This is a genomic window from Microcoleus sp. PH2017_12_PCY_D_A, from assembly GCF_020738565.1.
In the GTDB taxonomy this organism is placed as follows: Bacteria; Cyanobacteriota; Cyanobacteriia; order Cyanobacteriales; family Microcoleaceae; genus Microcoleus.
In genome coordinates, this window is record NZ_JAEQCI010000019.1 from 42,265 (window position 1) to 55,641 (window position 13,377).

Consider the following 13,377-nt stretch of genomic DNA (forward strand, 5'->3'; position numbering starts at 1 on the left):
CCGGAAGCCCAGACACCGCGTTTTTTGGGTGCAGGCATTTTTTTACCCATATCGTTGGAAAAAACTTTAATTTTCCTTAACCAAATTACTCAAATTCTCAATGATATTATGCGTAGGGAGTATCATTGAAATGTCCCGACAAATTGAGGCTACTACTTAGCTCCCGCACTACCAATCTGCTACCAACAGTTTTGTCCAAGTACGGGATATTTACCTGTATCCTAGATGCTGCTGTAGCCAAGTGTGCGATCGCGCTTACTTAATCCGGTGCAAACAGGCAAACACAAGTAACCATATACAACTCCTTACCCCTGCCAAGTGCGACATGAAAAAACTAATTTTACTGACTGGAATGCTACTGATGTTGACGGCAAAATCCGTATTTGCCAGCCCTGTAGCCCCCCAATTTGAACCGAGCGAGCGGATGGCCGCTGCGGAAATTACAGAAACTGTTAATACACCAGTTACTTCTGCCTTAGTTGCTCAGCAAGAACCGATCGAGCCAACGTCAGTTACTGCGGCCCCTGTTGCCAAGCTAGAGCCCATTGAGCGAATGTCAACCTCGGAAATTAGAGAAACTATCAGCCAACCCACCACCTATATTTTTGAAGGCGTCAAAGGGCGAGAACTCACTCTCTCGCTGTGGGCGGGAAAACTGACAGCCCAACTGTACAGCCCCAACGGTCAAAATCTGGGAGTTGTTGACAAAAGTGACAATCAGTGGATAGGTCAGTTGCCAGAGTCCGGCATTTATCGCGTGCGAGTTACTCCGAAAGGTGAGACTAGCGCCTTCGTACTCGAACGCGACTTTAACGCCAAGTGGACTTATAGGCCCGATCGCGCACTTCCCATAGCATACGGGGAAACAGAAGCCACAGTCAGGCTCAAAATGTCCGGCTACCAAATCCAGCCCCTGACAGTTCCCGGAAAACAGGGACAGACAATCACCGTGAATGCTAGCAACAAAAATCTCGATGTGGCGATCGAATCTCCATCGGGACAACTCCTGGATCAAGGCGAAGGTCAAACTTTTGCTCAACTCCCCGAGTCAGGCACCTATAAGGTGCTGATAGTTGCCAACAGGCCAGTCAAATCCTCTATCAGAGTTGCGGTGCGATAGATCGAGATAGCAAAAACACTTTTGAGGCCGATCTAAATTTCACGCAGCCCAGCCACAAAAGCTCGCCCGAAACGCGAGCTTTTTTTTGCGAAAAATCAACCGCCAAGAACGTTAGTTAGGGGAGCATCTCAGTTTTGGAAAAAGCATTTTTTTTGTACAGATCGCGAGCGGGTACAGCACTGTATAATTCCGTTCGACTTAACCGGAAAGAATATTACTTCCTTCTTCCTTTTTCCTTCTTCCTGATGACTAATGACTGATGACTAATGACTAATGACCAATGACTAATGACCAATGACTAATGACCAATGACTAATGACTAATGACTAATGACTAATGACTTCTCAACCTTCGATCAGTGCTGCAAAACGTTCTTGTTTCCAAATACAGCTTAAATCCGAGTCAGCTACAGCTAGCTCTCGGTATAAAATCGGCATAAACTCCACAGCCCGCTGCAAATTGTCAAGGGCCAAATCAGCAAAGCCCAGCAGCGCATAACAGCAAGCTTGATTGTAAAAAGCGTTAGCAAAATCAGGATTGATTTCTAAGGCAGTTTCGTAGCAAGCGATCGCCTCCGAATAGCTACCTTGCCGCGCCAACTCCACACCCCGATTGTACCAAATCAAATAATCCTCAAAGATACACTCTGATGTGGGAGTGAACTTGGCATTTTTCTGATTTAAGCCGACTAATTTTTGCAAAGCAATTCGTCGCTCGCCTACAGCTTCGGCTCTGTCCGGTTTCAGAGCGATCGATCGACTAAAACTAGCCACTGCTTGCTTGTAAAGTCCCATGGAGTTGGCTGCTATACCGCGATTGTACCAAGCCTTCGCATCATCTGGATTAAACTCGATCGCGCGATCGAAACTGTTGAGCGCCTGATAGTAAAGTTTTAACTCTAACAGAGCATTCCCTCGGTTGTACCACGCCCAAGGCGCCTCTGGCTGCAAGCTTAAAGAGCGATCGAAACTCAGAACCGCCTTCTGGTAAAGCCCCATATCGATCGACGTCAGTCCCCGGTTGTGCCAAATACTCGCCGCACAGGGGTTGAACTCCAGAGCCCTGTCAAAACTGTTAAGAGCCTCCAAAAGGCGGCCCAACTTTCCTAAAGCAATAGCCCGGTTGTGCCAGCCAAAGCTCGCATCCGGCTGCACCGCCAAAGCTTCATCAAAACTTGAAAGCGCTTCTAAGTGCCGTTCTAAGTTCCCCAAAGCCATACCTCGCCCGAACCAAGCCTTGTAATGATCCGACTGCAACTTCACAGCTCTGTCAAAATTCGTCAGAGCACTATCATGATCGTTAGCTTCGAGGTAACGCGAACCCAGATGATAATACCAAGCTGCTTCCAAGTTTTGAATTAAGTTCATAATATTTTGCATCTATCTTAGGGATGATTCTACACGAACAAGGCCCGGAGTTAAACTGTAATTTCACGAAAAATCTGAAAATTTTGATACAGGGCGATCGCCCGTACAAACTGCCATTAACAACCTCAACAATTGGCTGTTGAAACCGACTATTTTCCTTTCATCAAATGCTCTTTCAGCTAACCACACTCATCACTGGTTGGAGCTGCTGCAAATCTCAGGCTGGCGCGAGTCACGCAACTATTACCGAATCCAAAATTAGGTTTGCAGTTACACTAAGAGTGCAAATCTCGTAGTGCCAATAGCTCCAACTTCTGCTTTCCAAATTCAAGCAACCACAACCGCTGTTTGAGCAGTCTCGCTCAACAGCAACCTGCCTGAACCATCAATACTAAAATCCTTCCCCAGAACAAAACCCTTGCCCATCAAGCGCTTGCAAACAACCAGCGCCGTAATGCGGCGAATTTCTTCCATCACATCAGCAGGAATCAAATAACTCAAACTCCAGATTACCGACTCACAGTCAGACCAAATCAAGCGCTCAATACTGACAATCATCAAAGCAGCTACGCTGTCTGTTGACAGCCGCCCTCTGAGATCTGCAATCAAATCTTTACCAATTAAGCTATTGCGAGTCATCATCGCTCTAGCCATCTTTCCAATTTCTTGTTCGAGTTCTAAATGATTCATGCTTGGCACTGGCTGTTATGTTTTTAAAGCACTAATCGGAGTAAAAACAGTGACTGCTACCAGGCTCTGCCCTAGGGTAGCTGACGCAGGCTCTACCGCAACTCCTTTTAACAAAGTATACCTAAAGAAATATCCAAAATGTATCTAAAGGCAGATACTAAAATTTAATTTTTTTGGCATTAATAAATGAACCAATTCCCGCCAGAGTTTTAGAACAGGCAAATTGAGTATTTGTGCTCGCTCAGAGCCGGAGGCAAGTTAAGAATTGGTAAATTCGATACTTGACACTCCCCAGCCTGAAGGCGTGGGGATTCTTTGATCTACGAGCCAGTTTGCTGAGGCAGGATTTCTCCAACAACAGTAGAGACTAATTCTCCCAAAGAGTTGCTTGGTTCAAGACCAAAGGTTCCGGTATGCCCTACCGTACCCAATCCTCGACTAAGGATATTTTTAGCTGCGTTTTCGTCACGATCCAAGACACAACCACATTTACAAGCATGGGTTCTTGTAGAGAGCGTTTTCTTCACGATTTCACCGCAGCTAGAGCATTCTTGACTGGTGTATTGGGGATTCACCGCAACCGTGATTTTTTCAAACACTTTTCCAAAGTATTCAAGCCAAACACGAAATTGATACCAAGATGCGTCATTAATGGACTTAGCCAGACAATGATTCTTCACCATGTTTTTGATTCTCAAATCTTCGTAGACGACTACATCGTTTGATGAGATTACGCACCTTGCTAATTTCACAGCATGGTCTTTACGTTGTCTACTTATTTTGAGATGGCGCTTGCCTAGAATCTGCCGAGCTTTGCCCCTATTTCTTGAGCCTTTGACTTTCCTGGATACGCGACGCCCAGAGCGTTTGAGGACTTTCTCACCTTTTCTCATAAACAGGAAGGTTTTCAACCGTAGTTCCGTTTGAATCAGTGTAATATTCCTTCAATCCCACGTCTAATCCGATCGTAGTACCAGAGGGTTCTGTGTTTTCTTGTCTATCGACATCCACACAGAATTGGACGTACACGCCATCAGCACGTTTGACCAATCTCACCCTTTTTATTTGGCTAATTTGGTAAAAATGTAGATCGCGTGTGCCTTTTAGTTTTAATCGTCCAATTCCTTTTTTGTCGGTAAAGTTGATTGATTTTCGATCGTCAGCAAGTTTCCAGCCACTGGTTTTATATTCCACCGAGTGGCAATCTCTTTGAAATTGTGGATACCCTTTTTTACCAGGAATATTTTTCTTGCAGTTATCGTAAAATCGGGAAATAGAAGACCATGCCCGTTCTGCGCTAGCTTGTCTTGCCATTGAGTTGAGTTCGTCGGCAAAGAGAAAATCGCGAGCTAGTACGGCGCAGTATTTATTTAAGTCGTTTTTACCCACTTTCTTGTTGTCCATCCAATAACGCAAACAGCTATTGCGGACAAACTTAGCGGTACGAATTGCTTCGCCTACTGCTTTGAACTGATTCGATTTTCCGTATGCCTTGAACTCAAAAACTAACATGACTTCACCTCCGATCTTATACTATACACTCCAGCATAAAATGTTCGGCGAGTTATTAAAACTTTACAATTAAAGCCGTCCTAGAAGGACGGGGTTTTAAACCCAAATCTTTGATAATAAAGAAGTAGTTGCTTCGGAGAAAAAACAGCAATGGCTGCACAAGGGCCAGATATCGATATTGCCCCCTATATCGACCACGCCCTGATCGATCCGGGCGCCACCCCCGAGCAAGTAGAAAATTGCTGCCAACAAGCAGAAAGATTTGGGTTTGCCACAGTTTGCGTTTATCCCGCCTACGTGCGACAAGCGGTAAGTCTCTTGCACGGCAAAAATCCAAAAGTCTCGACAGTCATAGGTTTTCCCACGGGAGCAACCACACCAGCAGTAAAACTCTACGAAGCCCTAGAAGCGGCAGACAGCGGAGCCGTTGAGTTAGATGTCTCGGTGAATTTAGGATTGTTGAAAGCCGGAAAAAGCGACGAATTTCATCGGGAATTGGCCGAAATTTGCGAAGAAACCGGACTAACTATCAAGGCGATTATCGAATGCTCGATGCTTTCTGATGAGGAAAAACAATTAGCGGCTGAGCTTTGCATGGAGGCGGGCGCGACTTACATCAAAACGAATACGGGCTTTTTTGGTGGGGCGACAGTTGAAGATGTACGGTTGTTGAAGGAATTTACTAAGGGAAGAGTTGGTATTAAAGCGGCCGGAGGAATTCGCACTCACGAACAAGCTATAGATTTGATCGTGGCTGGTGCGACTCGTTTGGGGACTTCTCGCGGCCCGGAATTAATCCGCCAGCGAGATAATTTAAATCAGACTCATTAGTCATTAGTCAGCAGTCATTAGTCATTAGTCATTAGTCAGTAGTCATTAGGTAATGGGTATTAGTGTGAACTTAAGCTGAAACTTAACTGGTTCCAAGGCTCTGCGAAAGGAACCCATATTTAGAGGCTCTGCATCGGCTGGGATTAGGAGGCAGAGCCTGGTAACGAGTATCAGAGTCTGGTAACGAGTATCGAATAAAAGTTGTGTGTCGTGGACTGTTTTTGCTACTGCCATTGTGAATCTAAAATTTAAAATCTAGTGAATCGAACTTACAAAGCAATTGGTATTAATCTTAAGAGTGCGCCGATCGGGGAATCCGATCGCCTGCTGACAGTTTTGACGCGGGAATTCGGCTTGATAAAAGCCGTAGCACCGGGTGTTCGCAAACAGCGATCGAGCATTGGCGGGAGAAGCGAGTTATTTGTCGTCAACGAATTGCTCATCGCCAAAGGCCGATCGCTCGACAAGATTACTCAAGCGTCCACCGTCGAATCCTATCCGGGTTTGAGCCGCAACCTCGGAAAACTATCAGCCGCGCAATATCTGGCCGAATTGGCGATCGCCAGCGCCCTTTCCGACGAACCGCAAGAATCGCTGTTCTTTTTGCTGGGCGAACACTTGAGCCGTTTGGAGCGTTTGTCCGATCGCACAGAAATCCAATCCGCCGCCCTGCTAGTCGCCCATCTGGCCCAGGGTATTTTTCACTTGCTAGCCCTAGCAGGCCTCGCGCCCCAAGTCCAAGTCTGCTGCGCCACCAGACAACCCCTCATCCCAAATTTCAAAGATCCGAAATGGCAAACCGGGTTTAGTATACCCTCTGGGGGAACCTTCAGCTTGCCAGAGCTAGCTAACTTAGAGGCAGAACTCTCTTCCCAAACCGGCAGCTTGTACAGATCCAGCTCCCGTTCCCCGCAAACGAGCGACAGCAAACACTTGACAAATTTTCAGATTAATGCTAGAGAATTAGCTGCGCTGCAACAGTTGGGTAGTGCAGAACTAGGAGAGGGGATTGCCGATCGCGCGACTTGGATATCAGTAGAAAATATTTTGCGGCAATATGCCCAGTATCATTTAGGTTGCACGATTCGATCGGGAAGCTCGATCGACACCTACTTGGAGAGTTTTGAGTTTTAAATTTTGAATGTTGAGTGAAAATCTCACCCCACCTTGCGGGATATCCGAACCAGCAAGCAGTTTCAGGTAAATTCTCAAGATTCTTGGAACACTAGATAATAAGAAAAGTTACGAGTTATTAAAATTCGAGGTAAACGCCTCAATTTGAACTTCACGTCCCCCAACCTCCACCATCCCAGGCGATCCACCCCTAATCCTATGATGCGACTGTCCGATACTGATTTGAGAATATCTGTTTTAGCTGTGACCCACCACAAGATGGAAGAACGAGAAAATTTTCCAGATTTTAACTCATCGCCCGTCTTTGCCGATCGACAATGGAGCAACGCCCAAGACCCAGAAATGGACAAATATCCCACAAATCCAGAAACAGACTGGAACAACGGCAACAGCCAACAACCCGAAGCCATCCCCCCGCTGCCAACAGCATCAACCGCAGCAGAACTCGCGGAAGCAGTAGCCGAAACGGACGAAAAAGAAACAGGATTTCTGCCGGTTCTGAAAAACCGAAATTTTCTAGCCTTGTGGAGCGGGCAAGTTTTCTCGCAACTAGCAGATAAAGTTTATCTCGTACTGACGATCGCCCTGGTAGCCAGCAGATTTCAAGCGCCCGATCAAACCATCAGCAGGTGGGTGTCAGCAATCATGATTGCTTTTACGATTCCTGCGGTATTGTTCGGGGCTGCTGCGGGCGTGTATGTCGATCGTTGGTCGAAAAAAGCCGTGCTTGTAGCCACAAACCTGCTGCGCGGAGGCTTCGTCTTAACATTACCCCTGCTGCTGTGGCTCTCAGACGGATTTGAACTCGGTCAACTACCGCTCGGATTCTGCTTGCTGCTGCTAGTCACATTCCTAGTTTCGACCCTAACTCAATTTTTCGCCCCAGCAGAACAGTCCGTGATTCCCTTAATAGTGGAACGCCGCCACCTGCTATCGGCAAACTCGCTCTACACCACAACCATGATGGGTTCGGTGATTATCGGCTTTGCAGTCGGAGAACCCTTACTAGCCTTAGCCGACAACCTATTTACCAACCTCGGCGGCGGACTCGGCATCGGCAAAGAATTAGTAGTAGGCGGCAGTTACGCCTTCGCCGGAGTGCTGTTGCTGTCTATGAAAACAGGCGAAAAAAACGAAGTCGAACACGAACCGCCGCACCCCCTAGCAGATTTAAAAGACGGTTTGCGTTACATCAACGATCAGCCGAAAGTCCGCAATGCTTTAATTCAACTAATTATTCTATTTTCCATTTTTGCAGCCTTGGCAGTTCTAGCGGTGCGGCTGGCAGAAATCCTGCCCGGTATGAAAGCGTCACAATTTGGCTTTTTGCTGGCTGCGGTGGGCGTGGGAATGGCTGTTGGAGCGACGACTGTTGGCTATCTCGGCCACAAATTTTCTCACTCTCAACTTAGTTTAATCGGCTCTGTTGGCATGGCACTTGCTCTGATGGGTCTTTCTGCATTTACGCACCATTTGTGGATCTCGGTGCTGTTCATTACGCTGTTGGGTTTGTTTGCCTCGTTGGTGGGAGTGCCGATGCAGACGACAATTCAAGCAGAAACCCCAGAAGAAATGCGGGGAAAAGTCTTTGGGCTGCAAAACAATGCCACTAATATCGCTTTGAGTTTACCGTTAGCTTTAGCGGGAGTAGCAGAAACATTTCTGGGTTTGCCAACCGTATTTTTGGCTTTGGCAGGATTGGCGATCGCAGGTGGCGTCTTAACCTGGTATATTTCCCGTAGCACTAATAGCAAAGTCGATCGACTCCCATAAAATAACAAACTCTGATTTACTTGAATGCACATCGCTTGGCTAGGAAAAAAATCACCTTTTTGCGGTAACGTAACTTACTCCAGGGAAGTCACTAACGCACTATTAGACCGGGAATACCAGGTTAGTTTCCTGCACTTTGCCCAAGAAGCGGGCCAACTTGACAGGAATAATGCGGCGTGGAGCGCGGCAAATGGTTCATGGGGCTCGTCCATGGCTCCAAGTTCCTATACCAATTCGCTTTCGCCGGCGAGTTGCAACGAAGTTTCTTTACCCTGTCACTACAAATCGCAAATTTATACGATTCCAACTCTCAAATCCCGCACAGTTTTGATGAAGTCTTTGCGGCGGCTGAAACCGGATGTTGTTCACGCTTCCCTGACGCTTTCGCCTCTAGACTTTTTGCTGCCGGAAATTTGTCAAGAATTGAATTTGCCTTTGGTGGCGACTTTTCACCCGCCGTTCGATCGCAAATTGCGGAATTTGACATCGGGAACCCAACACCTGATGTATCAACTGTACGCTCCGTTTTTGGCTAACTACGACTCGACGATCGTATTTTCTTACATTCAGCGGGATATTTTGGTGAAGTTGGGAGTGCCGGAAGAACGGGTGGCTGTGATTCCCAACGGCGTAGACGCCCAGAAGTATTCGCCCGGGCCTTCGGGGTTGAAATCAGAGTTAAAGGCCGATAGACTTTTTGTATATCAAGGTCGCATTGCCCCGGAGAAAAATGTTGAGGCTTTGCTGAAGGCCTGGAAACAATGCAATTTTGGCCCTGGCAACGTGTTGGCCATCGTGGGCGACGGGCCCCTCGCCGCGTCGCTGCAACTGTCCTACGGCGAAGAGGAGGGCATTGTGTGGCTCGGATTTGTCGCCGAGGAAGAACGCCGGATCGAAATTCTGCGCGGTGCAGATGTATTTATTTTGCCTTCTTTGGTGGAGGGACTGTCGCTGTCGCTGCTGGAAGCGATGGCCTGCGGTTTAGCTTGTTTGGCAACGGATGCCGGTGCTGACGGGGAGGCTTTGGAGGAAGGCGCGGGGATAGTTTTGAACACTCAGCGGGTGCGGAGTCAGTTGCAAACTTTGCTGCCGCTGTTTTGCGATCACCCTGAGTTGGGAATGCTGCTGGGCCAAAAAGCGCGCCAGCGGGCGATCGAGCGGTACACTCTCAGTCAGAATATTACTGAGTTGGAAAAGCTGTATGCAGAAGTTTTGCAGAAGCAGCGCGTGCCAGTTCGCGGTTTAGCATGAATGTTTGTAGTGAGGACTTTAGTCCTCGGATTTATGAGGACTAAAGTCCTCACTACAAACCAATTTTCTCTAACTTCCCGGGCGCAAATAATCCAAAAGTCTATCGCCCGAATCAGCCCGAATCAAAGCAACCACAACATCCGGCAAACTTCCCCAACTCGGATAAACAAAATAACGCGGTTCCCAGCGCGGCCCGAACTTATCTTTAAAACTGTGCAATCCCTTAAAATTATAAAACTTGCTCAAGTGATCCGAAAGATAAATCAAAACCTTTTCCAAACGCCCGGATTTCCCCGGTTCTCCGACTCCCGCCAAAGCCGATAAACCCAAATCAAATTGTACATAGCCCAACTCTTGACAGTGCTGCAACATCGAAGCAAACAAACACTCCATCGTGCCATTTTCCACCTCAGTGCGGCGCCGCATTAAATCAACTCCAACAACTCGATCGCCCACAGATATCATATTAGCAAAAGCACTAATTTTACCGTCGGGAGTGTGGATGGCTGCGGCGCGAGTTTTCTGCAAATATGCCTCATCAAACCAACCGACAGAAAACTGTTTTTCGGCACCCTGAACCATTTGCAGCCACTCGTCGCTAACAGCTTTCATTTTCCGCATCAACTCCAAACTTAAAGGAGGTTCGTAAAATTCGACTTGATTGCCGGCTTTTGTGAGTCGGTTGATTGCAGTTCGCAAATTTTGATTTGCCTTGCCTTTGAGAGTAAAATTTTTGAGGTCAACAATTGCTTCTTCGCCGATTTGCATCACTCGAAAACCGAGATTAGAATACATTTCTAGATCGTCGGGCAAAGTTTGATAAAATGCCGGATACCAATCGTTGCGATCGCAAAATTCTTGAAACCCCAGAATTGCCTCTTTGCGGTCTTCTGGGGGGCCGATGGGGTCTCCCAGGGCGATCGCGCCTCTACCTTTGGGCACGTAGGCGATCGTACTTTTGCCCGAAGGACTAAAATAATAAGATTTATCCTCAAGCAGCGCCAATCTCGCTAGCGTTGTCCGCCCGTATTCTGCGACAATTTCTTGAGCTTTATTCCGTTCCGAAATACTTCCTGCATCTCGCAGCAGCACCGGGCGCAGCAGCATAAAAAGTGCGTAACCAATCGTTACCGCACCCACAGCATAAATCGAATCGGCAAAAAAGTTAGCAAACCGAGTTTTTGGCACCAAACCCGCGTCATCCGCCGTAAAAAACATGGCAAAAGTTTGGAAAATAGCATCATCCCAATCAAAATTAACCGCTTGTTCGTTAACTTCAAAACGCCCGTCCAAAATATAAAATCCCGCCGTGCCGTAAGCTAGCGTAAACAGCAAAGCGCCTACCAAAACTCGGATTCCTTGAGCAATTGAAGGGCGATCGGATTTAGCCGTAAAACTTTTTCGCATCACCAACAACTGAAACAGCAGCACTCCCGAAAGCAAACTTTCTTCAACATCCAATCCCTTGACTAAATGAACTACAATAGAAGCAATTAACAATCCCACCGTCAGCAACCAAGCAATCCGCTTGCGCCGCAACAAATTAGTTGCCAGAGTTAGCAGCATAAATCCGATAACGGCTGCAAAAAAATGCCCGCCCGCCCGCACGGTAAAAGGAAAAAACGGTTCCAGCCAATTTCGGCGATCGGGTAAACTGGGAGTTACAGCAGACAGCAGGTTAATAACTCCAACCAATCCAGTTAAAAATGATGCAGTCCAGAGTCCAATCCTAGTTTTTTGGGGTAACACAGTTCACCTTTCTAATTTTTCGGTGCGGCCAGCGATATCTTAAACAGTTTTCCAACATAACTCAAAGAATCGGCTAAATGCTTGTGCCAATAATTCCAACCGACATCCGGGCCCACAATCCCGTGTCCTCCCGGAAATTTGTTAAACTGATTGGCAATACCCAAACTATTTAATTGTTCGTGAAACTGCTGAGTAGAAGTCAGAAACTCCTTGTCTTCTTCCCCCGCATCCAAATAAGCCCGCAGTCGCTGTCTGTCTTTTGCAGAAAGTTTCGGCACTAAATATTTAGGACTGTTAGCTTTGCCGCTTTGATCGGTAAAATAACCGCTGTGGCTGAACAAAATATTAAAATTATTTAAATATCGCAAACCGATGTTAAAAGCTCCCCACCCCCCCGAAGATTGTCCTCCCATTGCCCAAAATTTGGGGTCTTCCAGCGTTCTGTAGCGCGATTTTACGATTTGAACCAATTCGGAGCCGATCGCACTTCCCACCTTACCGTTCGGCCCGTCAAAATACTGCGGATCCCACAAAGGACTCGTACCCCGCTTGTCGTTTCCGTCAGGAGTAATTATAATTGACGGCGGCAATCTTTTGCTTTTATATAAATCGTGGAGCACAGAAGTAACAGCAGCTTTGTCTTGATAAGCGCGCGCATCTCCGTGCCCGCCGTGCAGCAAAAAAATCACGGGATAGCGCTGTTTGGGATTTTTTGCGTACCCGGGAGGTAAAATTAAGCCGTAGGTGCGCTCGGAATTCATAGCTGCACTTTTATATGTTTTTAGTTCAAATTTTAAGTCGGCATCGGCTATGATTTTCGGAGGGTCTAATTGAGGTGCTCCGGCAATAAACACGTACCAGTATCCAGCCGCACCTAGCAGGAGGATTGTACCCGCACCGATACCTAAAACTTTTAAGAGCCATTTAGGCATATTATCAATCTCTCTTTTTGTGTACTATGGCAATTAGTACATTATATGCAAATATTATTTTAGGACTGTGGTTAGGTCGATCGCACATCTTGCGCTAATGTCACCCAGCAGCAGGTTTTATCTTGGGGTGGGGGCGAGTTTATTTAATTTGTTTGCAGTGTCAGGATTGTCGGTGAGGGGAGCCCCTTGTATATTGAATGTTAAGATGTACATGATGATTGTTGGTTGGGTTGGGCGGGTTTACGAGATTATTCATCTCCGGCTATTACTGTTGGTAAAACCCGCCCCTACAGACTTATGCTATTAAATGTTTCCTTCTTCTACATCCGTTACATCCGTTACATCCGTTACACAATCCGTTGCCGAACTTCCTTCTTCCTTCGCAAATGACTTATAGAAATCCTGCACCTACAGTTGATATTATCATTGAATTGGTCGATCGCCCGCAGCGACCGATCGTACTTATAGAACGTCTGCATATTCCCTACGGCTGGGCGATTCCCGGCGGCTTTGTCGATTATGGGGAATCGGTAGAAACGGCGGCGAAGCGCGAAGCTTTAGAAGAAACGAGTTTGAATGTAGAATTAATCGAGCAATTTTATGTTTATTCCGATCCAAATCGCGACGCGCGGCAACATACAATCAGTATAGTATTCTTGGCTGCGGCAACGGGCGAGCCTCAAGCTGCGGATGATGCTAAAAATTTACAAGTTTTTGAATCTTGGCAGATTCCCAGGGAGTTGTGTTTCGATCACGAGAGCATTTTACGCGATTATTGGCGCTACCGCCACTACGGATTGCGGCCGCGTTTGTAGCAGAAGATTTTTTGACCGCAGATGCACGCAGATTAATGCAGATTAATTGTAAAGTTCGTAGTGAGGACTTCAGTCCTCAGAATTAAAATATACGCCAATACGCCACCATTAAGGACTAAAGTCCTTACTACAAACCGTTAAGGACTAAAGTCCTTACTACAAACCGTTAAGGACTAAAGTCCTTACTACAAACCGTTAAGGAC

General features: G+C 46.8%; 10 protein-coding genes and 1 pseudogene. 6 read left to right on the plus strand and 5 right to left on the minus strand.

Features of this window, described 5'->3' with window-relative positions; all coding sequences use genetic code 11:
* Positions 1 to 325: 325 nt before the first annotated feature.
* Complete coding sequence (locus JGK39_RS04620; RefSeq protein WP_293249317.1) at positions 326 to 1,120, plus strand: hypothetical protein; 795 nt, start codon at positions 326 to 328, stop codon at positions 1,118 to 1,120.
* A 344-nt stretch (positions 1,121 to 1,464) separates the two neighbouring features.
* Here the strand turns inward: JGK39_RS04620 and JGK39_RS04625 are convergent, their stop codons facing one another.
* The 3 genes and pseudogenes from JGK39_RS04625 to JGK39_RS04635 all read right to left on the minus strand — a co-directional run bounded on the left by JGK39_RS04625 (position 1,465) and on the right by JGK39_RS04635 (position 4,689).
* Positions 1,465 to 2,487, minus strand: a complete 1,023-nt coding sequence (locus JGK39_RS04625; RefSeq protein WP_293249320.1) for a tetratricopeptide repeat protein — start codon at positions 2,485 to 2,487, stop codon at positions 1,465 to 1,467.
* A 327-nt stretch (positions 2,488 to 2,814) separates the two neighbouring features.
* A complete protein-coding gene (locus tag JGK39_RS04630) occupies positions 2,815 to 3,177 on the minus strand; it encodes a hypothetical protein (RefSeq protein WP_293249323.1) in 363 nt (120 codons plus the stop codon).
* A 320-nt stretch (positions 3,178 to 3,497) separates the two neighbouring features.
* Positions 3,498 to 4,689 (minus strand): annotated as a pseudogene (locus JGK39_RS04635) (transposase).
* A gap of 150 nt (positions 4,690 to 4,839) precedes the next feature.
* Between JGK39_RS04635 and deoC the strand changes: the two are divergent.
* The 4 genes from deoC (at position 4,840) to JGK39_RS04655 (ending at position 9,678) form a co-directional block, all read left to right on the plus strand.
* Positions 4,840 to 5,520 carry a deoxyribose-phosphate aldolase gene (gene deoC / locus JGK39_RS04640; RefSeq protein ID WP_293249326.1) on the plus strand — a complete coding sequence of 227 codons (681 nt, stop codon included), beginning with the start codon at positions 4,840 to 4,842 and terminating at the stop codon, positions 5,518 to 5,520.
* A gap of 258 nt (positions 5,521 to 5,778) precedes the next feature.
* A complete protein-coding gene (recO, locus tag JGK39_RS04645; RefSeq protein ID WP_293249329.1) occupies positions 5,779 to 6,654 on the plus strand; it encodes a DNA repair protein RecO in 876 nt (291 codons plus the stop codon).
* 198 nt (positions 6,655 to 6,852) lie between these two features.
* The gene (locus JGK39_RS04650) at positions 6,853 to 8,427 is read left to right on the plus strand and encodes an MFS transporter (RefSeq protein ID WP_293249332.1); all 1,575 of its coding nucleotides are present in this window, start codon (positions 6,853 to 6,855) and stop codon (positions 8,425 to 8,427) included.
* A 24-nt stretch (positions 8,428 to 8,451) separates the two neighbouring features.
* Entirely contained in the window at positions 8,452 to 9,678 is a 1,227-nt protein-coding gene (locus JGK39_RS04655) for a glycosyltransferase family 4 protein (RefSeq protein ID WP_293249335.1), read from the plus strand.
* A 69-nt stretch (positions 9,679 to 9,747) separates the two neighbouring features.
* Here the strand turns inward: JGK39_RS04655 and JGK39_RS04660 are convergent, their stop codons facing one another.
* Together JGK39_RS04660 and JGK39_RS04665 are read right to left on the minus strand one after the other, a co-directional pair.
* Complete coding sequence (locus JGK39_RS04660; protein ID WP_293249338.1) at positions 9,748 to 11,427, minus strand: phosphatidylglycerol lysyltransferase domain-containing protein; 1,680 nt, start codon at positions 11,425 to 11,427, stop codon at positions 9,748 to 9,750.
* Between the two features lie 11 nt (positions 11,428 to 11,438).
* Positions 11,439 to 12,359, minus strand: a complete 921-nt coding sequence (locus JGK39_RS04665; protein WP_293249341.1) for an alpha/beta hydrolase-fold protein — start codon at positions 12,357 to 12,359, stop codon at positions 11,439 to 11,441.
* Between the two features lie 386 nt (positions 12,360 to 12,745).
* Between JGK39_RS04665 and JGK39_RS04670 the strand changes: the two genes are divergently transcribed.
* Positions 12,746 to 13,174 (plus strand): NUDIX hydrolase, encoded by a 429-nt coding sequence (locus tag JGK39_RS04670; protein ID WP_293249344.1) that lies wholly within the window; start codon positions 12,746 to 12,748, stop codon positions 13,172 to 13,174.
* The last annotated feature ends 203 nt before the right edge of the window (positions 13,175 to 13,377 follow it).

Coding starts and splice junctions, on each gene's coding strand:
- JGK39_RS04620 (WP_293249317.1), top strand. CDS start 326: ATGAAAAAACTAATTTTACTGACTGGAATGCTACTGATGTTGACGGCA.
- JGK39_RS04625 (WP_293249320.1), bottom strand. CDS start 2,487: ATGAACTTAATTCAAAACTTGGAAGCAGCTTGGTATTATCATCTGGGT.
- JGK39_RS04630 (WP_293249323.1), bottom strand. CDS start 3,177: ATGAATCATTTAGAACTCGAACAAGAAATTGGAAAGATGGCTAGAGCG.
- deoC (WP_293249326.1), top strand. CDS start 4,840: ATGGCTGCACAAGGGCCAGATATCGATATTGCCCCCTATATCGACCAC.
- JGK39_RS04650 (WP_293249332.1), top strand. CDS start 6,853: ATGATGCGACTGTCCGATACTGATTTGAGAATATCTGTTTTAGCTGTG.
- JGK39_RS04655 (WP_293249335.1), top strand. CDS start 8,452: ATGCACATCGCTTGGCTAGGAAAAAAATCACCTTTTTGCGGTAACGTA.
- JGK39_RS04665 (WP_293249341.1), bottom strand. CDS start 12,359: ATGCCTAAATGGCTCTTAAAAGTTTTAGGTATCGGTGCGGGTACAATC.
- JGK39_RS04670 (WP_293249344.1), top strand. CDS start 12,746: ATGACTTATAGAAATCCTGCACCTACAGTTGATATTATCATTGAATTG.